The sequence below is a fragment of the Flavobacterium sp. ABG genome, assembly GCF_001027725.1.
GTDB classification, from domain to species: Bacteria; Bacteroidota; Bacteroidia; order Flavobacteriales; family Flavobacteriaceae; genus Flavobacterium; species Flavobacterium cupriresistens.
This window is the reverse complement of record NZ_LEKS01000004.1, coordinates 217,155-240,538: the sequence shown is the minus strand read 5'-3', so window position 1 is coordinate 240,538 and position 23,384 is coordinate 217,155. Positions and strand designations below refer to the sequence as shown.

At 34.7% G+C, this 23,384-nt stretch carries 17 protein-coding genes; 11 read left to right on the top strand and 6 right to left on the bottom strand.

Going from position 1 to position 23,384, the window contains the following annotated elements; translation table 11 throughout:
* Positions 1–25: 25 nt before the first annotated feature.
* Positions 26–3,391, bottom strand: coding sequence for a transcription-repair coupling factor (gene mfd / locus AB674_RS06350; RefSeq protein ID WP_047774881.1), 3,366 nt, complete (start codon positions 3,389–3,391; stop codon positions 26–28).
* On the bottom strand, positions 3,384–3,986 hold the full coding sequence (locus AB674_RS06345) for a hypothetical protein (RefSeq protein WP_047774986.1): 603 nt from the start codon (positions 3,984–3,986) through the stop codon (positions 3,384–3,386). The genes mfd and AB674_RS06345 overlap by 8 nt, the downstream gene beginning before the upstream one ends.
* Before the next feature lie 599 nt (positions 3,987–4,585).
* Here AB674_RS06345 and AB674_RS06340 point away from each other — a divergent pair.
* Together AB674_RS06340 and AB674_RS06335 are read left to right on the top strand one after the other, a co-directional pair.
* The gene (locus tag AB674_RS06340) at positions 4,586–5,524 is read left to right on the top strand and encodes an L-threonine 3-dehydrogenase (protein ID WP_047774879.1); all 939 of its coding nucleotides are present in this window, start codon (positions 4,586–4,588) and stop codon (positions 5,522–5,524) included.
* A 190-nt stretch (positions 5,525–5,714) separates the two neighbouring features.
* Positions 5,715–6,917, top strand: coding sequence for a DUF418 domain-containing protein (locus AB674_RS06335; RefSeq protein WP_047774877.1), 1,203 nt, complete (start codon positions 5,715–5,717; stop codon positions 6,915–6,917).
* A gap of 70 nt (positions 6,918–6,987) precedes the next feature.
* On the opposite strand, the gene AB674_RS06330 is transcribed toward AB674_RS06335, so the two are convergent.
* Both AB674_RS06330 and AB674_RS06325 read right to left on the bottom strand, forming a co-directional pair.
* Positions 6,988–8,868: a M1 family metallopeptidase gene (locus AB674_RS06330; protein WP_047774874.1), complete on the bottom strand. Its 1,881-nt coding sequence runs from the start codon at positions 8,866–8,868 to the stop codon at positions 6,988–6,990.
* Positions 8,869–8,929: 61 nt separating this feature from the next.
* On the bottom strand, positions 8,930–10,564 hold the full coding sequence (locus AB674_RS06325) for a S8 family peptidase (protein WP_047774872.1): 1,635 nt from the start codon (positions 10,562–10,564) through the stop codon (positions 8,930–8,932).
* A gap of 228 nt (positions 10,565–10,792) precedes the next feature.
* Here AB674_RS06325 and AB674_RS06320 point away from each other — a divergent pair, with 228 nt between their 5' ends.
* The gene (locus tag AB674_RS06320) at positions 10,793–14,551 is read left to right on the top strand and encodes a T9SS type A sorting domain-containing protein (RefSeq protein WP_047774870.1); all 3,759 of its coding nucleotides are present in this window, start codon (positions 10,793–10,795) and stop codon (positions 14,549–14,551) included.
* 78 nt (positions 14,552–14,629) lie between these two features.
* On the opposite strand, the gene AB674_RS06315 is transcribed toward AB674_RS06320, so the two are convergent.
* Positions 14,630–15,487 carry an MBL fold metallo-hydrolase gene (locus AB674_RS06315; RefSeq protein WP_047774869.1) on the bottom strand — a complete coding sequence of 286 codons (858 nt, stop codon included), beginning with the start codon at positions 15,485–15,487 and terminating at the stop codon, positions 14,630–14,632.
* 591 nt (positions 15,488–16,078) lie between these two features.
* Here AB674_RS06315 and AB674_RS06310 point away from each other — a divergent pair.
* From AB674_RS06310 to sufD, 8 genes are all read left to right on the top strand, one after another.
* Positions 16,079–16,408 carry a HesB/IscA family protein gene (locus tag AB674_RS06310; RefSeq protein WP_047774868.1) on the top strand — a complete coding sequence of 110 codons (330 nt, stop codon included), beginning with the start codon at positions 16,079–16,081 and terminating at the stop codon, positions 16,406–16,408.
* Between the two features lie 78 nt (positions 16,409–16,486).
* Positions 16,487–17,935, top strand: a complete 1,449-nt coding sequence (sufB, locus tag AB674_RS06305; RefSeq protein ID WP_047774867.1) for a Fe-S cluster assembly protein SufB — start codon at positions 16,487–16,489, stop codon at positions 17,933–17,935.
* A 16-nt stretch (positions 17,936–17,951) separates the two neighbouring features.
* On the top strand, positions 17,952–18,158 hold the full coding sequence (locus AB674_RS06300; protein ID WP_047774866.1) for a DUF2683 family protein: 207 nt from the start codon (positions 17,952–17,954) through the stop codon (positions 18,156–18,158).
* Complete coding sequence (locus AB674_RS06295; protein ID WP_047774865.1) at positions 18,149–18,421, top strand: Txe/YoeB family addiction module toxin; 273 nt, start codon at positions 18,149–18,151, stop codon at positions 18,419–18,421. The genes AB674_RS06300 and AB674_RS06295 overlap by 10 nt, the downstream gene beginning before the upstream one ends.
* A gap of 6 nt (positions 18,422–18,427) precedes the next feature.
* Positions 18,428–18,916 carry a flavodoxin family protein gene (locus AB674_RS06290; protein ID WP_047774863.1) on the top strand — a complete coding sequence of 163 codons (489 nt, stop codon included), beginning with the start codon at positions 18,428–18,430 and terminating at the stop codon, positions 18,914–18,916.
* Positions 18,917–18,929: 13 nt separating this feature from the next.
* Positions 18,930–19,676 carry a Fe-S cluster assembly ATPase SufC gene (gene sufC / locus AB674_RS06285; protein WP_047774861.1) on the top strand — a complete coding sequence of 249 codons (747 nt, stop codon included), beginning with the start codon at positions 18,930–18,932 and terminating at the stop codon, positions 19,674–19,676.
* Positions 19,677–19,759: 83 nt separating this feature from the next.
* Positions 19,760–20,149, top strand: a complete 390-nt coding sequence (locus tag AB674_RS06280; RefSeq protein WP_047774859.1) for a four helix bundle protein — start codon at positions 19,760–19,762, stop codon at positions 20,147–20,149.
* Positions 20,150–20,197: 48 nt separating this feature from the next.
* Positions 20,198–21,514, top strand: coding sequence for a Fe-S cluster assembly protein SufD (sufD, locus tag AB674_RS06275; RefSeq protein WP_047774858.1), 1,317 nt, complete (start codon positions 20,198–20,200; stop codon positions 21,512–21,514).
* A 320-nt stretch (positions 21,515–21,834) separates the two neighbouring features.
* Here the strand turns inward: sufD and AB674_RS06270 are convergent, their stop codons facing one another.
* Complete coding sequence (locus AB674_RS06270) at positions 21,835–23,184, bottom strand: serine hydrolase domain-containing protein (RefSeq protein ID WP_047774856.1); 1,350 nt, start codon at positions 23,182–23,184, stop codon at positions 21,835–21,837.
* Positions 23,185–23,384 lie beyond the last annotated feature (200 nt).

The following is a 23,384-nucleotide window of genomic DNA, read 5'->3' as shown; positions in this document are numbered from 1 at the left end:
TTTTTAATCTATTTAAATTTTGAATCTATTCTTCAAGCAATTCCATTAATTCCAAAGCCCTTTTGGTGGATTTTACATTTTCAAAAGTCAATAAAAGCCTTAAGCCGTTGGGAGTTTGCTTTTCTTTCATTTGGCAAAGATTACTATGTGTTTGCACAAATTTTATAACCTTATGAAAACGTTTGGATTGATAATAATCGGACTGTTGGTCTGAAACAAAATAACCAATCATTTTGCCTTTTTTCATGACCAGTTTCTCTATACCTACACTTGTGGCGATCCATTTGATGCGAATACTATTCATCAATGCATTGGCACGTGGAGGCATCGGTCCGAAACGGTCAATTAATTTATTTTGAAAGACAACCAGTTCTGCTTCATTTTTCACAGCACCAAGCTCGTTATACAAACTCAAGCGCTCTGTAACATTATTAATATATTCATCCGAGAACAACAACTCAAAATCGGTATCAATTTGTAAATCTTTTACATACTCCTTGGTTTCGATATCATTTTCTTCCGGATACAAATCTTTGAATTCGTTTTCTTTTAATTCTTCGATCGCTTCATTCATGATTTTCTGATAGGTATCGAAACCAATTTCATTAATAAAACCACTTTGTTCCCCACCTAATAAATCTCCCGCACCGCGAATTTCAAGATCTTTCATGGCAATATTAAATCCACTTCCAAGTTCACTAAACTGCTCTAGCGCCTGAATACGTTTACGGGCATCATCCGTCATTGACGAATAGGGCGGGCAGATGAAATAACAAAATGCTTTTTTATTGCTTCGTCCTACTCTACCACGCATTTGATGCAAATCCGACAATCCGAAGTTGTTGGCATTATTGATGAAAATTGTATTGGCATTTGGTACATCTAAACCACTTTCAATGATGGTAGTTGCAACTAAAACATCAAAATCTCCATTCATAAAGCCCAGCATCAATTCTTCAAGTTTTGCCCCTTCCATTTGTCCGTGACCGATTCCGACTCTGGCATTTGGAACCAAACGCTGAATCATTCCGGCCACTTCTTTAATGTTTTCGATTCTGTTGTTGATGAAGAAAACCTGTCCGTTTCGCTGAATTTCATACGAAATTGCATCACGAATAATTTCTTCATTAAAACCAACTACATTGGTCTCAATCGGATAACGATTGGGTGGCGGTGTTGTGATTACTGACAAATCACGTGCTGCCATTAACGAAAACTGCAATGTTCTCGGAATTGGCGTTGCTGTTAATGTCAATGTATCTACGTTTGCCGCTATCGTTTTGAGTTTGTCTTTTACGTTAACTCCAAATTTCTGTTCCTCATCTACAATCAATAAACCAAGGTCTTTAAATACCACATTTTTGTTGACCAGCTGATGTGTTCCGATTACAATATCCAATTTCCCTTCGGCTAATTGTTTTAAGGTTTCTGCCTTTTGTTTGGCAGTTCTGAATCGGTTTAAATAACCAACAGAAACCGGCATGTCTTTTAGTCGCTCTGTAAAAGTGCGGTAATGCTGGTACGCCAAAATAGTGGTCGGAACCAGTATAGCCACTTGTTTACTATTGTCAACGGCTTTAAAAGCAGCACGAATCGCTACCTCCGTTTTACCAAAACCAACGTCACCACAAACCAGTCGGTCCATCGGTCTGTCGCTTTCCATATCGGCTTTTACCTCTGCTGTTGATTTGGTTTGATCGGGTGTGTCTTCGTAGATAAAAGAACTCTCTAATTCGTTTTGTAGATAACTGTCCGGCGCAAACTGAAATCCTTTTTCCAAACGTCGTTTTGCATACAACTGGATTAAGTTGAATGCTATATGTTTGACACGTGCCTTGGTTTTTTGTTTTAAAATCTTCCAGGCGTTCGATCCTAACTTATAAATTTTAGGCGGCGTTCCGTCTTTTCCATTGTATTTTGAAATTTTGTGAAGCGAATGTATGCTCACATACACTATATCATTATCGGCGTAAACCAACTTTATGGCTTCCTGCGTTTTTCCTTCTACCTGAATTTTCTGCAAACCGCCAAACTTTCCAATTCCGTGGTCGATATGTGTAACGTAATCTCCAACAGAAAGTGCTGTAAGCTCCTTTAACGTAATATTCTGCTTCTTAGAATAGCCGTTTTTGATATTGAATTTATGATAACGCTCAAAAATCTGATGGTCTGTATAGGCCGTAATCTGATTCTCTTCGTCAATAAACCCTTGATATAACGGCAGTACAATGGTATGATATTGTTTTCTGATGTTCTCCGAATTAGCCTCATCCAAGGTTTCAAAAATATCATGGAAACGTTTGGCCTGCGTTTCATTTGAGCAGAATAAATAATTTTTATATCCGTTAAAATGATTGTCGCTCAGATTATTCAACAACAAATCAAACTGTTTGTTGAAAGAAGGCTGTGGCTGTATATGAAATTCGAAACTTTTTGTTGTTTTGAAAACAGGTTTTGAAGCCAATTCTACAATTGAGAAATCTAAAGCTCTTTTTATAAATGCGGACTGGTTTAAGAACAGTTGTTCGGGAGTCGCATGTTTTATTTCTCCGGAAAGTTTTTCGAAAGCTTCTTCCGCTCTGGCAAATTGTTTGTCTAACTGAGAAAAAAGTCCTTCTGTATTCTGAATAAAAAGTACCGTTTTTTCTGCAATATAATCCAGGAAACTTTCTCGGTTCTCCTGAAAAATCTTGTTTTCCACATTCGGAATAATCGTGATTTTTTTATGGGTTTCAACCGACAACTGTGTTTCCACATCAAAACTTCGAATGCTGTCTACTTCATTCCCGAAAAACTCAATGCGATAGGGGTGATCGTTCGAAAAGGAGAATACATCAACAATTCCTCCACGAACCGAAAATTCACCGGGTTCGGTAATAAAATCAACTCTTTTAAATTCGTATTCAAACAAAACTTCGTTAATAAAATCTATAGAAATTTTATCATTCAAAGCGACTTTGAGTGTGTTTTTATCCAGTTCTCTTCTGGTTACTACTTTTTCAAAAAGAGCTTCGGGATAGGTCACAATTACCGCCGGTTTTTTGCGGGAATTAATTCGGTTTAAAACCTCAGCACGCAATAAAACATTAGCATTATCGGTCTCTTCAATCTGATAGGGACGACGAAACGAACCGGGATAGAACAAAACATCCTGTTCGCCAATCATTTGTTCTAAATCGTTCAGATAATATGCCGCTTCTTCTTTGTTGTCTAAGACAATCAAAAAAGGCAATTCTGTTTTCTTAAAAACACTTCGGACTACAAATGAAACTGCCGATCCCAGCAATCCGCTCAGATGCATTTTTACTTGATTTTGCTCTAGTAATTGTGTGGCAATCTGCTGACTTTTAGGCAAATTGTCATACGTAGTATATAAGGCGTTTTTACTCAACTTTAGGTAAATTTGGATCTATAATTGCGTTCGGGATAGCACGTGTTGTGTCTAACATTTTCAGAAAATCGGCTTCTCCTTCCTCTTTTGGAATCTTCGCTTTTTCGACAACTTTATCCATTTGTCGCTCTAACGACACCAACTCTTTATTGATATCTCCAATTAGAAACGTCACTTTATCATCCGGAATTGTGCTCAGGTGAATGTACAAATCCATCATTTTGATTTTAGTAATCAAAATTGAAATTCTGCTTTTTATCTGAGGTTGATTAAATTGTGCGGGAATATTATTGTTTAAAAGCATTGCTTTCTTAGCTATCGCTTCTGATTTTTTCTGAAACGCTCCAATTGTCTTCCTTGGCTTTTCTCCGATTTCCTTTAAAAAGTCACGCCATTCAGTCCACACAACTCTATTTTGTTCAGAGACTTCGTTGATGGGTTCATCTATAAAAGCCCAGCCTTTATTGATGTTATTGAATATGGCTTCCTTTTTTTTAGCTTCTTTTTCATAGGCTGCACGACGTTTTTCATCTTCACCCTGACATGAATTCAGTACAAAAATCAAAAGTAGAAAAAGAGATATTTTATATTTCATTTGGTAAAACATTAAGCTACAAAGTTACAAAGTAAATTTACAATTACGAACTCTGTTTTTCGTCTCAAATCATATAAAATTGTGCGCTTTTTTTGCCACGAATTTCACGAATTGGCACGAATTATTTTTTTGCCACAGATTTCACTGATTAAGCGGATTTCTTTAAAGAAAAATACACAAGTGAAAAATCATTCTTATCCTTTTAATCTGTGGCTAACCAAATCCCAATCCATATAGAGCACTGGTCTTTCTTGCCACAGATTTCACTGATTAAACGGATTTCTTTAAAGAAAAATACACAAGTGAAAAAATCATTCTAATCCTTTTAATCTGTGGCTAACCAAATCCCAATCTATATAGAGCACTGCCTTTTTTGCCACTGATTTCACTGATTAAAGGGATTTCTTTAAAGAAAAATACACAAGTAAAAAATCATTCTAGGCTTTTTAATCTGTGGCGATTTTCTTCTCGTCAATACCTTTTTTACGGAGAATAACCCAACAAAGAAACTTCGTTATTGTTAAATTTATAATTTGTATTGTCAAAAAACATATTTATTTGCGAAAACGTTATATTTGTATCTCTAAAAAAATTAACACATGAATCCAAAAATCTTGATCATTGGCGCTTGCGGTCAAATTGGGACTGAACTGACTCAAAAATTACGTAAATTGTATGGAACAGAAAATGTAATTGCTTCTGACATCCGGAAATTAAATACTGATGTTGTTAATTCAGGGCCTTTTGAAGTGGTCAATGCTTTAGATTTTAATCAAATTGAACATTTGGTTGAGTTACATAAAATTACCGATGTTTATTTAATGGCGGCACTTTTATCGGCTACAGCTGAGAAGAATCCGGCATTTGCATGGGATTTGAATATGAACTCTTTGTTTCATGTTTTAAATTTAGCTAAGGCAAAAAAAATTCAAAAAGTTTTCTGGCCATCAAGTATCGCTGTTTTTGGACCAACAACTCCAAAAGAAAACACCCCTCAATATACCGTAATGGAACCTTCTACGGTTTACGGAATTAGCAAACAAGCAGGAGAAAGATGGTGCGAATATTACCATAACATTTATGGTGTTGATGTTCGCAGTATTCGTTATCCGGGTTTAATCAGTTGGTCTACGCCTCCGGGTGGTGGTACTACCGATTATGCAGTGGATATTTTTTACAAAGCGATTTCAGATAAAAAATACGAGTGCTTTTTATCTTCAGAAACAAAAATGCCAATGATGTATATGGATGATGCGATTGATGCTACTATAAACATTATGAAAGCACCGGTTGAAAAAATCAAAATTCATTCCTCTTATAATTTAGCTGCGATGAGTTTCACACCAACCGAAATCGCTGCTGAAATTAAAAAACATATTCCGGAATTTGAGATTACTTACAATCCTGATTTCCGTCAAAAAATTGCAGACAGTTGGCCTGCGAGTATTGATGACAGCTCTGCCAGAGAAGACTGGGACTGGAAACATACTTTTGATTTAGAGTCAATGACAAAAGATATGCTGGAGCATTTGGGATAAACCCAAGCGCTTTTTTACCTCTATAAGCATGTTATTTTAAAAGAAAATCCTTTTAGAATAACATGCTTATTTTTTTTACAAAATGTTTCTTAATTAAAAAATACGAATTGTAGAATTTCTTACATTTGATCTGTTTTTAACAAACTAATTAACCAAACCCTTACACAAAGGAAAAAAAACCGTTAGATTTATGACAAATTCGTTAAATCCTATTCAGGAAGACAAAAGAACCGCTATTGTTGATATTTTAAGAGGATGGGCTTTACTAGGTGTTGCCATAGGAAACTATGTCGATTTTCGCTACATCGGGCTAGACCGTTTTATTCAAAAAAAAGGCGCTTTTTCTGAAGTAATAAGCTTTTTTAATTTAACCTTTTTTTCTGCCAAATCCTGGACTTTATTGAGCATTTTATTTGGATACGGTTTTGCAATACTTATAAATAATGTTGCAGAAAAAGGCAAAAATCCTGTTTCTTTTTTCTGCTGGCGAATGTTTATTCTTTTTGCTTTTGCTTTTGTAAATTCTGCTTTCTGGCTTGGAGATATTTTAAAAGACTATGCTTTTTTAGGTTTATTTCTTTTGCTCTTTTATAGAAGTTCCCCTAGAACAATTCTTACAAGCAGCATCGTTCTTTTAGTATTCATTCCGTTTCTTACGGCCTACATTAATAGTATAAAACAAACATTACCCGATGTACAGTCTACTGCCAAATACTTAAAATTATTTTATTCTGATAATTGGCTCGATGTATTCCAATTCAATTTACTGGGAACGTATTATCAGGAAATGATTAATTTGCCTTATGCAATTACCGTCCACGTTGTGATGTTTGCCCTGATGCTTTTGGGATTTTATGCCCAAAAAATCAACTTTTTTAATCGTTTACCTGAATTAAAGAAATCTTTAAAAAGAACCCTTATCATCACGTTCTTTTTAGCAATTGCTTCCGGTATTCTTTTCCAAATCTTCCTTAAACAAACAGTCGTTTTTACTTATTTTAATCCTGTTTTTTGGACCATAATAAGTACAATGTTGTTTATAGCATCCGGAATTTGTTTGCTCTATACAAACGGAAAACTAAAAACGGTCTTCAACTATTTCAGGGTTAGTGGCAAAATGACTTTAACCAATTATCTGATGCAAAATATTATTGCCTTTTTTCTATTTTCCGGAGCTGGCTTCAAAATTTACAATACTTTACCGTACTGGTTTTACTTTTTCTTAGCGATTTTTGTGTTTACAATTCAGTTATTCATAAGCAAATGGTGGCTTGACAGATACAATTATGGCCCCGTTGAATGGCTGTGGAGAGTGTTGAGCTATAGAAAGATGTTTCCGCTAAAAAAGACCATACAAAGCGAAACGATAACAAATGTAAAACCCATTTTATAGATTTACTCTTAAAAGAAAAAGCCCTTAAAAAAAATTTTTTTTAAGGGCTTTCTTTATTTAATTCAGTAAATTATTTTACTTCATAAACATTATTTGTTGCTTTTACATCGGCCATTAATCCGCTTGGATCAATTGTGATTTTTTTAATTGCAGCTTTGTTTTTGTCTATTGTAAAACTATAGTTTGACATTGCCCAAGCCCAATCTTCCAAAACAGTTCTTTTTACGTTTGGATTCGGATTTGGTTTAATGTAATTCATCATTCTTAATGGAATGTAGAAACTCTCTGTTGTACCATCTGTATATTCAACTGTTAAGTCAAGAGGCATTGGCATTCTTCCGATTCTTTCTAAAGAAACGGTTGTTTTTCCAGCATTATCAGCTACATCTTTTATTCCGTAGTCAATTGTATTTGTTGTTTCTGCCCAGTCAATCAAATACCAGTCCAACTCAGCACCGGATACTCTCTCTGCTGTTCTTTTGATATCATTTGGCGTTGGGTGTTTGAATTTAAAATCATTGTAATATCTCTTTAAAGTCGCATCTAAATTCTCCTGACCAATTACATAAGCTAACTGCGAAAGAAAGATACTTCCTTTTACATAAGAAGAGATACTGTAAGGTCTGTTCTCATCATAACGGTCACCATGAGTGGTTTGTGGCTGCTCTTTTCCTGATGAAACTAAGCTGTAATACGCATTATAGTTTCCTTTAAACGGATTTACTTCTTTTTTATCTCCAGCCAATTCATTCAAAGCACTGTCTTCAATGTAAGTTGTAAAACCTTCATCCATCCATGGGTGTTTTGATTCGTTTGAAGCTAAAATATGTTGAAACCAGGAATGTCCTAATTCGTGTGTTGCCGTTCCCAGAATTCCTTCAAGAGTTCCGTTTCCTAACATTAAAGTACACATCGCATACTCCATTCCACCATCACCTCCTTGAATAAAGGAATATTGTTTGTAAGGATAAGCCCCAACTCTCTGATTATAGTAATCCATTACTTTAACCATTAACGGCTCCAGTTTTTTCCAGTTCTCTGCTACTTTCGGATTGTTTTTGTAGAAGAAATGCAAATCAACATCATTTGGTCCTTTTACAATATCATGAATATAGTTTTTATCAGCTGCCCAGGTAAAATCATGCACGTTTGGTGCAATAAAATGCCAGGTTAACGTTTTTGCTTTTTTAGGATATACTACTGTTACACCTGCATCTTCGTAACCGTGTCCGATTTGGTTTTTGTCCTGAAGATATCCGGAACCTCCAACTGTATACTCTTTATCAATTGTAATTTTCACATCAAAATTACCCCACACACCGTGAAACTCTCTCGCGATATAAGGATCTGCATGCCAGCCTTCGAAATCAAATTCGGCTAATTTAGGATACCATTGTGACATTGACAATTCGATTCCTTCCGTGTTATTTCTTCCTGTACGACGCACCTGAACCGGAACTTGTCCGTCAAAATCTAACGTAAAAGTTGATTTAGAATTCGGCAAAATTGGCTTCGCCAGTGTTACTTCCAAAATAGTTCCGGAAGTTCTGGTTTGAGCGGTAACACCATCTTGTTTAAAATTAGTAACTTTTAAATACCCTACTTCGTTTGGTTTTAAAGTTTCAATTCGGCTTTGCTTTGTTTCTTTACCATCGGCACTTTTTACTTTATTCACCATTCTTCCGTCCGGATCTTTAATAAAATGCAAACGAGCATCCATTTCACTTCCGGGTTGAAATGCATTCAGAAATAAATGATAGAATACTTTTTTTAATGTATCGGAAGAATTATTGGTATAAACCAATTCTTGCTTCCCTTTATACTGATAGTTTTTTACATCCATCGAAACCTCCATTTTATAATCGGCATGTTGTTGCCAGTATGGAGCGCTTTGTGCAAAAGCTGAGTTTAAACCCAAACTCAAAAAAGATAATAGAATAATTTTATGCATATTCAATAAAATAGAAAATGGAAGAGTCTTCACTCTTCCATCGGATTAGTAATTTATGTTTTTATTTTTTTGACATTTTTTCTGCCATTAATAAAGCGTTATAAGCGTTTACCATTTTGGCTGTTTTAGAAGATTCAGCAGATGAAACCGGCACTGGTTTTTGACTCGGATCCGGGTTTTCACCTAAAACTACCATTGATGGGAGAGCAACTCCTGATTCCATCAAAATATGTTTTACTTGTGAAGCTTTTAATTTTGGATAATAAGAACGGATCAAAGCAGCAACTCCCGCAGCATTTGGCGAAGCCATTGAAGTTCCTTGCAGATACTTGTATTTGTTATTAGGAACTGTTGCGTAGATTTCTTCACCCGGAGCAAAAACGTCAACGTTTATTTTTCCGAAATTAGAGAATCCTGCGATTACATTTTGTCCGTATTCTTTATTGATCGCACCAATTGTAATAACATTATCCGCAAATTCTTTTATATTGTCTTGAGAGTCATTCGGGTAATTGATGTTTTTTGTTTCATCAATATTGTAACCGTCATTACCTGCAGCATGAACAATTAATACATCTTTTTTAGCGGCATATTTTATAGCCTCGTACACCCATTCTTTATGAGGAGAGAAACTTTTCCCGAAACTTCCGTTAATTACTTTTGCACCATTGTCAACAGCATAACGAATTGCCAAGGCAATATCTTTATCATACTCATCTCCATCAGGAACGGCTCTAACCGTTAAGATTTCAACATTGTTGGCAACACCGTCTCCACCTAAATTATTACCTCGAACCTGCGCGATAATACCCGCAACGTGTGTTCCGTGAAGGGCTTTTTCTTTATCAGGACCAAAAACTACGTTATTACCATACTTTGTGTTTTTGATGTCTTCCGGATTATCTCCTACCACTTTTCTTCCGTCAAAATCTTTATTCAGATTGTAATTGAATTGATCGTAAACCTGCTCTCTGTAAGCTTCCAACTCTTCTTCCGGATCAAAAGTTGGTCCTGCATTGGTAAAAATCTGTGTCATGATATTTTTACTCAACACTATTTTTTCGTCTGTTGAAGTAATCGTGCTTAAATCTTCCAACTTGTAAGTCGTCTTATTTAAAGCTTTTTTTATTGTATTGTGAACGTCCAACAAATAATCAACCTGTTGTTTGTCCTGCAAAAGTTTTTTAGATTTTTCTTCGTATTGCGCCAATGCATTTTTGTATTCCGCAGATCCGTCATCTCCTTTTTTAACAACACGAGTCATTTCAAGATTTTCATGTACGGCATCCCCAAGGAAATTCCATCCATTAATATCATCAATAAAACCGTTTTTGTCATCATCAATTCCATTACCCGGAATTTCTTTAGGATTGGTCCACACCATTCCTTTCAGGTCTTCGTGTTCGATGTCTACACCGGAATCCACAATACCTACAATTACTTTTTTACCAGTTTTTCCTTGTAGCAACTCCGCATAAGCTCTGTCGACACTCATTCCTGCAATAGTATCTTTTACTAAATCAAGATGGCTCCATCTTTTTAAATCATTCTCAGAAACCGGAGCTTTTTTTACAATAACCAAAGGTGTTGTAATGGCTGCTTTAGGAGTAGAAACTTGTGCTTGTAAAGTTGCACTACAACCTGCTAAAACAAGTAATGCAAAAGCAGATAACGTATTTGATTTTATAGGACTCATGTAATCTATTTTAATATAAAAGTTAAAAGTTGCGACTAAATTATGCTTTTTTGTTGCAAAAAACTAACCATTAACACTGCCTTATGATTTTTTAGTGGTTATCTGTTTATAAATGTGTACTTTTCGTGTGTTTTAATATTGTTTTTTGAAAAAAAATTAATACGGGTTTCCGTAATAAAACCCAATCTAATTTGTATACTTGCATTTCCAAAATACTAAAACCTATCTATGAAAACAAAACTACTTTTATTCTTGGTATTAGCCCATTTTTCTATTTATGCACAAATAAATTTAGTCTCCAATGGGGAATTTGAAAACTGGACAAACAGCAAAACATTGCCGGGCTGGACGATCGAAAACAATGTTAGTCAGAACACTACCGACTTCTGGAGGGGCGCTAACAGTATAAAACTATCCTTTCTAAACAACACTTTAATTCCGAAAATTACAACTCAAGTTCCCATGAGTGCCGGAATTACCTATACAATAAAGTTTAAATACAAATATTTAAGCAGTAACTACAATAATGCGCACCCTATTGTCCTGAATATTAGCAAAAATGGAAGTTCGACAACACTTTCGAATACTACTTTTGCCACAGACAATAATTGGGGAACCAATGAAATCACTTTTACACCGGACCAAAACCTGTCTTACGATCTAAGTATTTCCTTGCTTACAAATGATGCTATCGGATTTAATGTGGCGATTGATAATCTGCAAGTTTATGTTCAGGGAACCGAGCAATATACCCTTATTCCGGATGTGATTTTCGAAACGAAACTAATCCGACTTGGCATTGACTTAGGGGCAACTGACGGAAGAGTGCTGACCTCTAGCATAGCGACACTAAATTCTTTAGATGTAAGTAATAATCAGAGCAATCTTCCAAGTCAATCTATTATAAATATGACCGGGATTCAGGATTTTAAAGCCTTAACTTCTTTGTCCTGTTTTGGCAACTTGATCACGAGCTTGGATCTTACTAAAAATAGTGCTCTGACAACTTTATACTGCCAACGCAATCGACTAACGAATCTGGATATTTCTAAAAATACAGCTTTAACTTATATCAATTGCAATGATAATCAATTGACAAATATTGATGTTTCTGAAAAAAAAGCGCTGACTTATTTAAATTGCTCAAACAATAAACTAACAAATCTTACGGTTTCAAAAAGTGTTCCTTTGGAATATTTATATTGTGAAATCAACGCATTAACAAGTCTTGATGTTTCAAAAAATGTTAGCCTAAAAGCTTTATCTTGCCGAACTAACTCCTTAACGAGTTTAAACTTAAAAAACGGAAAGAATACGCTCTTTTATTGGAATTCTGCCTATAATATAGAGGTTTATGACAATCCCGGATTGAGCTGCATCTTAGTAGATGATGTAATTTATTCAAATAAAAACTGGTCCAATAAGAAAGATTATCAAGCCAGATATACCTTGCTCTGCGATCAACAATACACCGCGATCCCGGACTTAAATTTTGAAAAAAAATTAATTGCCCTTTTGATAGACGCGGGCCCAACCGATGGGAAAGTGTTAACGGCAAGTATTTCGTCACAGACCACATTAGACATTTCAAATAGTGCTATTGCAGATTTAACAGGAATTCAGGATTTTACCAAATTAAGCACTCTAAATTGTTCCGGAAATACTTTAAGAAATCTGGATTTTTCAAAAAACCTAAATCTGACCAATTTAGATTGCAGCAAAAATCAATTAAGTTCACTTGATTTTACTAAAAATAGTGCTTTGACGACTCTACGCTGTTCAAATAACATTGAACTGGCTACCTTAGAGGTTTCTAAAAATAGTGCTTTGACGATTTTAGAATGTAAGTCAGCTAACCTAAGGTCTTTAAACGTGACCCAAAATTTGAAGTTAGAAGAACTAAATTGCAGTTATAATATTTTGGCTCGTTTAGATGTTTCAAAAAATATTCATTTGACTTCTCTGGACTGTTCTTATAATCGAGTGCCGGAGCTGAATATTTCTAATCATCAAAGTTTGATTACTTTAAATTGTTCAAATAATGAATTAACAAGTCTTGATGTTTCAAGTACAATGTCTCTGAATAATTTTGATTGCAGCACCAATAAACTAGTTAATCTGAATGTGAAAAATGGCAATAATCTAAACATGCCAAAACCTAAGTTTCTGAGCAACCCGAATTTAACCTGTATCAGCGTTGACAAGGTCGCTTATTCGAATTCGACTTGGAGTTCTTCTAAAGACAAAGCAGCTTCTTACAATACCTCTTGTGGTACTTCTATTGCCTACACGTTGATTCCGGACCCTGCTTTTGAAGACAAATTGATCGCAATAGGAATTGATACCGATGGGAAAAATGGAAAGATCATGACCACCAGTATAATTTCGGTAACTTCTTTAGATGCTTCTTCTGCCAATATTTCAAATTTAGGCGGAATTCAGGATTTTCTGTCTTTGACGTATCTGGATTGCGGCTTGAATAAAATATCGTATTTAAATCTATCCAAAAATATATTTTTAGCTACTTTATATGCTCCCGAAAATGCCCTGGAGACTTTAGATGTTTCTAAAAACACTGATTTGACCTATTTGGATTGTAGCAAAAACCGATTAAAAACCCTCGATGTTTCTAAAAATAAAGCGCTGACTTATTTGAATTTGAGTATGAATTCCCTTTATTCTAATTTTACAACCTTAGACGTTTCTAATAATACAGCTTTAACAACTTTAAATTTTTCAAATAATAAAATAACAACTATAGATCTAACCAAAAATCCAGCCTTAACTGCTTTCAATTGCAATACGAACAGTATAGAATATTTAGATGCTTCTAAAAATACTGCTCTTGTAAAACTGGACTGTTATGGGAATCGATTATGGTATTTAAATTTGAAAAACGGAAATAACAAAAACCTGGATATTGCCAATTCTAATTTTACGAATAATCTAAATCTAAGCTGCATTGAAGTAGATGATCCTGCTTATTCAAATGCAAACTGGTCGGGTAAAAAAGATGCAGCTGCGAGTTTCAATGAAGCGTGTAATTTGAAAAACACTTTAATTCCTGATATTAATTTTGAAGAAAAGTTAATTGCGTTAAAAATTGATTCCGGCGTTCCCGATGGAAAAGTTTCAACCGCAAGAATTTCTTTTGTAACGGAACTAAACCTAAATGGAGCCTCTATTTCTGATTTAACCGGAATTCAGGATTTTGTAGCATTGACCAGTTTATTCTGTACAAATAATCTATTGACTACAATCAATATTTCTCAAAACTTAGCTTTAACCTATTTAAATGTTAATGATAATAAACTAACTACCATAGAGACTTCAAATAATCCTGCCTTAGAAGAATTATATATCTCTGATAATAAATTGACAAGTCTTAATCTTGCAAAGAATCTTAAGCTACACGATTTGTTTTGCATGGACAATCAATTAACTACTCTTGATGTTTCAAGCAATAAAGAATTATATGATTTGCGCTGCTCTTCCAATCAATTAAAAATTTTGGATCTTTCTAAAAATCGCCTTCTGGATTTAATATACTGTAGCAACAATGATCTTTCGGCTTTAAATTTAAAAAGTGGAGGAAATAAATATATCAGACAAATAAACCTTATAGAAAATCCTTCATTAAGCTGTATTTTGGTCGATGATGTTTCTTATTCTAATACAAATTGGGCCAATTTCAAAGACGCCACAGCAAACTTTAAAACGGTTTGTGATGCCTTAGGCCTCGAAGATTCTGTTTTTAAAAACACTGTTGTGTATCCAAATCCAACTAAAAACATTTTAAACATCCAAAATGTAAGTTTAGAAAAAGCAACGGTTTATAACTCCTTAGGACAACTAGTAAAAACGTTTACTTTAGATGCAACAAACACCGACAATACCATCAATTTGTCCGGTCTTCCAAAAGGAATTTATTATGTCTATTTAATCAATCAAGATGCGGCTTCGGCTAAGAAGATAATTCTTGAATAAGTTGATCTAATCTAAAACTAAAAAATCCCATTTTCATCGATTTGAAAATGGGATTTTTTTTATGCCTTTAGTTTTTCTCTAAAGAATGTCTTCACAAGTAAAAACGTCTTTCAATCGAACTCCTTTTTCGGTGTGTTCTACGGTTATAATCTGATTGTGTGCATCATGTTCCAGAAATAAATAATGATTGTGATCTGCAGCTGCATTCAAAAATTTTGATTTCTCAGGCATCGTCAATAAAGGCCTGGTATCGTACCCCATAACATACGGCAACGGAATATGTCCTGCTGTTGCCAGCAAATCGGCACAAAAAACAATCGTTTTATCTTTGTATTGAATATGTGGAATCATCTGTTTTTCGGTATGACCGTCAACGTAAAAAATTCCAAAACCTAATTCTTCAGCAACTCCAAAATCACCATTGGGTCTCTGAATAAAATTCAACTGACCACTTTCCTGCATCGGCAAAATATTCTCCGATAAAAAGGAAGCTTTTTCGCGGGCATTAGGCTTTGTTGCCCATTCCCAATGACTTTCGTTTGTCCAATATCTGGCATTTTTAAAAGCGGGTTCGTAGCCCGTTTTATCCGAATTCCATTGAACACTTCCTCCACAATGATCAAAATGAAGATGCGTCATAAAAACGTCTGTAATCGCATCCCGGTGAAAACCATATTTTGCCAAAGAAGCATCCAGAGAATGTGATCCCCATAGCGAATAGTATCCAAAAAACTTTTCTGATTGTTTGTTTCCCATTCCGGTATCAATCAAAATAAGTCGGTTTCCGTCTTCTATTAGCAGGCAACGCGCCGCAATATCAATCAGGTTATTGTTGTCGGCAGGATTGGTTTTATTCCAGATTGTTTTAGGCACAACACCAAACATGGCGCCACCATCTAGTTTAAAATTTCCGGATTCTATTGGATATAGTTTCATGAAAGTAAGTTTCTATTAGAAAAACAAAGCTAGGAAATCCAATTTCCATATGCTAAAAAATCTATTTAAAAACATATAATGCCATTAGCAGAAATGGGAAAAAGTGGCCACGAATTACACGAATTGACACTAATTCTTTCATTATTTAGTGAAATTTTTATTTGTTATAGATTTTGAGAAAATGCCTTTAGGTCTTTGACAAATAGTTCCCAACCTCGCACATCTATTAGTAAAAAAAGCCACCGATTAAAGGATTAAAATGATTAAATAATCTGTATAAATCTTTTTAATCTGTGGCAAAAAATAATTCGTGCCAATTCGCGAAATTCGTGGCAAAAAAATCATCCCCTAAATCAAAATAAAAGTCTGGTCTCAAAATCCCAAAGCAAAGGCTTCCTCTATTAAAATAACTTCTGTCTATTTTAACATTTGTTATAATAATGTGAACCATTATGGAAAAAGGTTTTTAAGTCGTATCTTTGCAAATAATTTCATTTTCACATTGAAATACAGTACTTTAAAATATAATGATTTCATTACTATTTCGGAGCTCGTTTAAAATGAAATAAAAAAACAAATACTATAAACACAATGATAAAAGTTTCTGATACAGCCAAAAAGAAAATCATCGATTTGATGAAAGACGATGGTTTTGATGCCGCTCATGACTACGTACGCGTAGGTGTAAAAAGTGGCGGATGCTCTGGTTTGTCCTATGATTTAAAATTCGACAAAACCAAAGGCGACGACGATAAAATATTTGTAGACAACGACATAACAATTGCAGTTGAAAAAAAATCATTTCTATATTTAGCCGGAACCATATTGGAGTTCTCAGGCGGATTAAACGGAAAAGGGTTTGTATTCAACAATCCAAATGCAAGCAGAACTTGTGGTTGTGGAGAATCTTTTTCACTATAAATCAAAAGAATTTATAACAGCAAAAATTTAAACCTTTTGAGAATAAATCATTTTCAAAAAGTTTTAAAAAACTAAAAAATGTCAAAATACACTGAAGACGATTTAAAAATCGAACTCGAAACCAAAGAATACGAATACGGATTTTACACTGATATTGAATCGGAAACGTTTCCTATTGGCCTAAACGAAGACATCGTTCGCGCTATTTCTCTTAAAAAAGAAGAACCGGAATGGATGACCGATTGGCGCATCGAGGCTTTTCGTGCGTGGAAAGAAATGATTGAACCGGAATGGGCAAATGTTCATTATGCAAAACCGGATTTTCAAGCTATTTCTTACTACTCCGCTCCAAAACAAGTAGATCCAAACAAAACATTAGACGACGTAGATCCGGAACTTTTAGAAATGTACAAAAAGTTAGGAATCTCTGTTGACGAACAAAAAATGATGAACAATGTCGCTATGGATATTGTAGTCGATTCTGTTTCTGTTGCTACTACTTTCAAAAAAACATTGGCTGAAAAAGGAATTATTTTCTGTCCAATTTCAGAAGCGATCAAGGAACACCCTGAATTAGTTCGTAAATATTTAGGAACAGTTGTACCTCAAAAAGACAACTTCTACGCGGCATTAAACTCAGCTGTTTTCTCTGACGGAAGTTTCTGTTATATTCCAAAAGGCGTTCGTTGCCCAATGGAACTTTCAACGTATTTCAGAATCAATCAGGCAGGAACAGGACAATTCGAAAGAACTCTTGTTATTGCTGACGCCGGAAGTTATGTTTCTTATCTGGAAGGCTGTACGGCTCCAAGTCGTGATGAAAATCAATTACACGCTGCTGTTGTTGAATTAATCGCCATGGACGATGCAGAAATTAAATATTCTACGGTTCAAAACTGGTTCCCTGGAAACAAAGAAGGAAAAGGTGGTGTTTATAATTTCGTAACCAAAAGAGGTTTATGCGAAACGAATGCTAAAATTTCATGGACACAAGTAGAAACAGGTTCTGCTGTAACCTGGAAATATCCTTCTTGTGTATTAAAAGGAGATAATTCGGTTGGAGAATTTTATTCTATCGCCGTTACCAATAATTACCAGCAAGCCGATACCGGAACTAAAATGATCCATTTAGGCAAAAACACTAAATCGACTATTATTTCTAAAGGTATCTCTGCCGGAAAATCACAAAACAGTTATAGAGGATTAGTGCAAATTAGCCCAAGAGCTGAAAATGCAAGAAACTTTTCGCAATGTGACTCTTTATTAATGGGTAATAATTGCGGGGCTCATACTTTCCCTTATATCGAAAGTAAAAATCCTTCTGCAAAAATTGAGCACGAAGCAACTACCAGTAAAATTGGAGAAGATCAGGTTTTTTATTGCAACCAAAGAGGTATTCCGACTGAAAAAGCGATTGCCTTAATTGTAAACGGTTTCAGTAAAGATGTCTTGAACAAATTACCAATGGAATTTGCTGTTGAAGCTCAAAAATTATTAGAAATTTCTTTGGAAGGATCTGTAGGATAATAAAAACCGAGACTATATGGATATCATCTTAAAAAATGTAAAGAAAAAAGATTTTCCGGTGCTAAAATCACTGGCCAAATCTCTTGGCTTTGAAATTATTGAAGCAGAAGAAAAGCCATATAATCCAGAATTTGTACAAGAAATTTTAGACGCAAGAGAAGAATTAAGACAAGGTAAAGGCACTAAAATGTCGATCGAAGATATAGACAAGCTATGGAAATAGTTTTCTCCAGCAAAGCAAAAAATGATCTTGCTTTTTGGACTAAATCAGGAAATAAAAAAGTTTTAAAGAAAATTTCTGAATTATTGAGAGCTATTCAAGAAAGCCCTTTTGAAGGAATTGGAAAGCCAGAACCTCTAAAATATAATTTATCGGGAGTTTGGTCTAGAAGAATTGATCAAGAACATCGATTAATTTATGAAATTATAGACGAGAATACGATAGAAATATTGAATATTCTTTCTCTGAAAGGACATTACGAATAAGTATTAATGGAAAATAAAAAAGTCATCATTTTAGGTTCTTCCAGAAAAAATGGAAACACAACAAAAATTGTGGATCAAATTGCTAAAGAATCCGCCGCAGATATTATTAATCTAAGTGATTATAGTATCTCTTATTATGATTACGAAAGCAAAAACATAGACGATGATTTCCTGCCTTTGATAAGAGAAATAATCGAAAAGTACGATACTTTGATTTTTGCGACTCCTATATATTGGTATAATATGAGTGGAATTATGAAGGTTTTCTTTGATCGCATTTCAGATTTAATTCGAATTGAGAAAGAAACCGGACGAAAACTCAGAGGAAAGAAAATTGGAGTAATATCCAATTCGCACGATAATGAAATTGAAGATAGTTTTTACATCCCATTCAAAAAATCAGCCGATTATTTAGGCATGGAATATTTAGGACACGCGCATTTTAATGCTAACATCCTAAACCAAACAACAAAAATAGAATTGACATTTATATAAAATAAAAAAAACAATGTTATCAATAAAAAACCTTCACGCCTCAATTGGTGATAAAGAAATCCTTAAGGGAATTAATATAGAAGTTAAAGCTGGTGAAGTACACGCCATCATGGGACCAAACGGTTCTGGAAAAAGTACCCTTTCGGCTGTAATTGCCGGAAATGAAAACTACGAAGTGACAGACGGAGCAGTTTTACTTGACGGAGAGGATCTTGCAGATCTTGCTCCTGAAGAAAGAGCACACAAAGGAGTTTTCCTTTCGTTTCAATATCCTGTAGAAATTCCGGGAGTGAGTGTTACCAACTTCATGAAAACAGCAATCAACGAAACTCGCAAAGCAAACGGTCAGGAAGAGATGCCGGCTAACGAAATGCTAAAAGTAATTCGTGAGAAATCAGAATTGTTAGAAATCGATCGTAAATTTTTATCTCGTTCTTTAAACGAAGGTTTTTCGGGTGGAGAGAAAAAAAGAAACGAAATTTTCCAAATGGCAATGTTAGAGCCAAAATTAGCCATCCTTGACGAAACCGATTCTGGTCTTGATATTGATGCTCTAAGAATTGTTGCTAACGGTGTGAACAAGTTAAAAAGCGAGAAAAACGCCATTATCGTAATCACACACTACCAACGTTTATTGGATTATATCGTTCCGGATTTCGTTCACGTTTTATATAACGGAAGAATCGTAAAATCAGGCGGAAAAGAACTGGCTTACGAGTTAGAAGAAAAAGGATACGACTGGATTAAAGCAGAAAACTAAAATTTTTGTTTCATGTTTCATGTTTTTTTAGTTTCAGGCTAAACTTTTTTGTAAGTTTAATCCTTAATTAAAAACACGAAATTATGGCAACGATAAATAGATTTGAAGATTTAGAAATCTGGAAAGAGGCTCGAAAACTAGCAAAAGAAATACATTTAATTTCGATTGAAACAGAATTGAAATCAGATTTCAGATTTAAAAATCAAATAAAAGCATCATCTGGTTCTGTAATGGACAATATTGCTGAAGGTTTTGAAAGAGATGGGAATTTAGAATTTAGACAATTCTTATCTATTGCAAAAGGTTCAGCCGGAGAAACAAGATCTCAGCTTTATCGGGCTTATGATTTTGAATATATTTCAGAACAAAAGTTCGGAATTTTAAAAACAGATTATGAAAACTTAAGCGGTAAAATAAAAAACTTTATCACTTATCTTAATAAGAAGGATTTCAAAGGAAATAAGTTTCTATAGGCAAAACCTGAAACTTGAAACCTGAAACCCGAAGGAAACAAAAGAACAATGGATTTAAAAGAAAAATTAGTATCGTCTTTTATGGCTTTTGAAGAGCGTGTTGATGTACATTCAGATTTACATGACATTCGCACGAACGCCTTAAAAAACTTCGAGAATAAAGGTTTCCCAACCAAAAAAGAAGAAGCTTGGAAATACACATCGCTAAACGCCATCTTAAAAAATGACTTTACGGTTTTTCCTAAGCAGGAAAGTGCAATTGAATTTAATCAGGTAAAAAAATACTTTTTACACGAAATCGATACTTATAAATTGGTATTTATCGATGGGGTTTTCAGTTCACACCTGTCTTCTACTACACATGACGGAATTGATGTTTGCTTGATGTCATCGGCATTGACCAAACCAAAATATAAAATGATTATTGATACCTACTTTAATCAAATTGCAAGCAAAGATGATAGTTTGACTTCATTGAATACTGCTTTTGCAATGGAAGGTGCTTTTATCAATATTCCAAAAAAGAAAGTAGCTGACAAGCCTATTGAAATCATGTATTTCTCGACAGGAAACGAAGCTGCATTAATGGTTCAGCCTCGAAATTTGATTATTGTTGGAGAAAATTCACATGTTCAAATCATCGAGCGTCACCAAAGTTTGAATGAAAACCCGGTTTTAACGAATTCCGTTACGGAGATTTTCGCTCAAAAACGTGCTATTGTTGATTATTACAAAATTCAAAACGACAACAGCGAAGCCAATTTGGTTGACAACACTTACGTTTCTCAACAACAGGAAAGCCACGCTTACGTACACACTTTTTCGTTTGGAGGAAATCTAACGCGTAACAACTTAAACTTTTATCATTTTGGTGAAAGATTGACAAGTACGTTAAACGGAATTTCAATCCTTAACGACAAACAACACGTAGATCATTATACTTTGGTAAACCATGCAACGCCAAATTGTGAAAGTTTCCAGGATTATAAAGGAATATTCTCTGATCGTTCGACAGGAGTTTTCAACGGAAAAGTTTTGGTAGAAAAAGAAGCTCAAAAAACAAATGCTTTCCAAAAAAGCAATAACATTCTATTGAGTGATAAAGCAACTATCAATGCAAAACCGCAATTAGAAATTTTTGCTGATGATGTAAAATGTTCTCATGGATGTACCGTTGGACAATTGGACGAAACAGCTATGTTCTACATGCAATCACGTGGAATTCCTAAGAAAGAAGCAAAAGCATTGTTGATGTATGCCTTCTCAAATGCTGTTATCGAAAGTATCAAAATACCGGAATTGAAACAACGCATTACTAAAATTATTGCTACGAAATTAGGAGTGAGTTTAGGATTCGATTTATAATAGAGCGTTTAACCGCAAGGGGCGCTAGGATTTACGCAAAGTTCGCAAGGTTTAGTTAAACTTTGCGGACTTTGTGTTTTTTATTCTACGATGTCTAACATTACGGACTTGTAATCTAATTCAGCTTGGTATTGATTATAGTGAGCTTTTAACCGCAAGGCACACAAAGTTTAATTATGGCTCCTTTTTAATTTATACCTAATTTTTTTTGCACGCAGATTTAGCAGATTGCTCAGATTTTTTTACGAGGTAAATAAGATCGGCCTAATCTGCTAAATCTGCGTGCTAAAGAAAATCTTTGCGAACCTTGCGGTTAAACTTTACGATTTCTTCACACTATCAATGATACCTTTCAAAAATCCATTGAAATCAAACGCAGGATCTTCTTTAAGCCCCATTCTTACAATCACCAAATCAAGCGATGGAATAATAGCAACGGTCTGCCCTTGGTACCCATTGCAATAAAACATATCTTTTGGAGCTGCGGGAAATTTACCCCCTGCATTCAACCAAAATTGAGCTCCATATTTTCCGTCTGAGGTGTTTGTTGGTGTTACCGTATATTTCACCCAACTTTCATCTAAAACCTGTTCACCGTTCCAGTTTCCTTTATGCAGGTACAACAAGCCAAATTTAGACCAGTCGCGCGGTGTTGCCCAACCATAAGACGAGCCTACAAATGTTCCTGACATGTCCTGTTCCACAACCATAGAATTCATCCCTATTTTATCGATTACGGCACTGTACCAAAAATCAAGATATTCCTGTTGTGATTTGAACTGATGTTTTAATATTCTGGACAATAAATTCGTCGTTCCGGAAGAATAATACCAATGTGTATTGGGCTTGAATTGTGCCGGTTTATCCATTTGTACTTTTCCCATATCTTCTGATTGAAAAAGCATCTTGGTCGCGTCGCAAATCGTACTGTAATTCTCTTCCCATTCTAAACCGGAATTCATGTGCAGTAAATCGTTAACCGTTATGTTTTTACGGTCATCATTTTTCCATTCTGCAATTGGGGCAGGTTTATAAATATCAATTTTTCCTTGTTTTACCAATACGCCAAAAGCAGCGCTTGTAAGGCTTTTGGTCATCGACCAGCCTAATATTCTACTGTCTTTTGTAAAACCTGTATCGTATTTTTCGGCAATTAATTTGTCCTTATATAAAACCACAACCGCTCGGGTTCTTTTTAATTTGCCTCCCGTTTTATCAAAAGCATTGGCTACTGCATTTTTCAATTTTGCGTAATCTACATTTGCAAAAACAGTATCTTTTGGTTCGTTATTTCCATATGGAAAAGACAAATCGTTCACTAGTTTTGTTCTTTTTGGCAATAAATAGGGTTTCGAAACATCAAAATCTTCATTAATTAAAGTCGCGCCTAGACCTTCTCTGTAAATTGCTTTTCGTTCTTTTAATCCATAAACTGCCGATGTAGCAAATTTACCGGCTTCATCAATTTTGTTCGTCGCAAGATCAAGCAACGGGATATCATTATCTCCTTTTTCAATCAATTCTAAAGACCTATTATCCAAAAAATGTCCGGATGCAACACTTTTGGCCGAAAAGCCCGAAATCAGATCCAGCTTCGGATAAGTAGTAAATCCATAATATAAAAGAGCAACAACTAAAACAAGTACAATCAGTTTGACGATTTTCTTCATGATTTTCTTAATATTTTAATGCAATATAATCAATTTATTTTCACGATTTTACAACACAATTTAGAAATACAATTCGAATAACTCATGAAAATGAAATAAAATTTACAGAATCAACATTTCATTCCACAACTAATAGCGCCATAAAAGGAAATTATAGAATAGCCGTATAAAACAATTTAGTTTTAGTACTTTTGTAAATA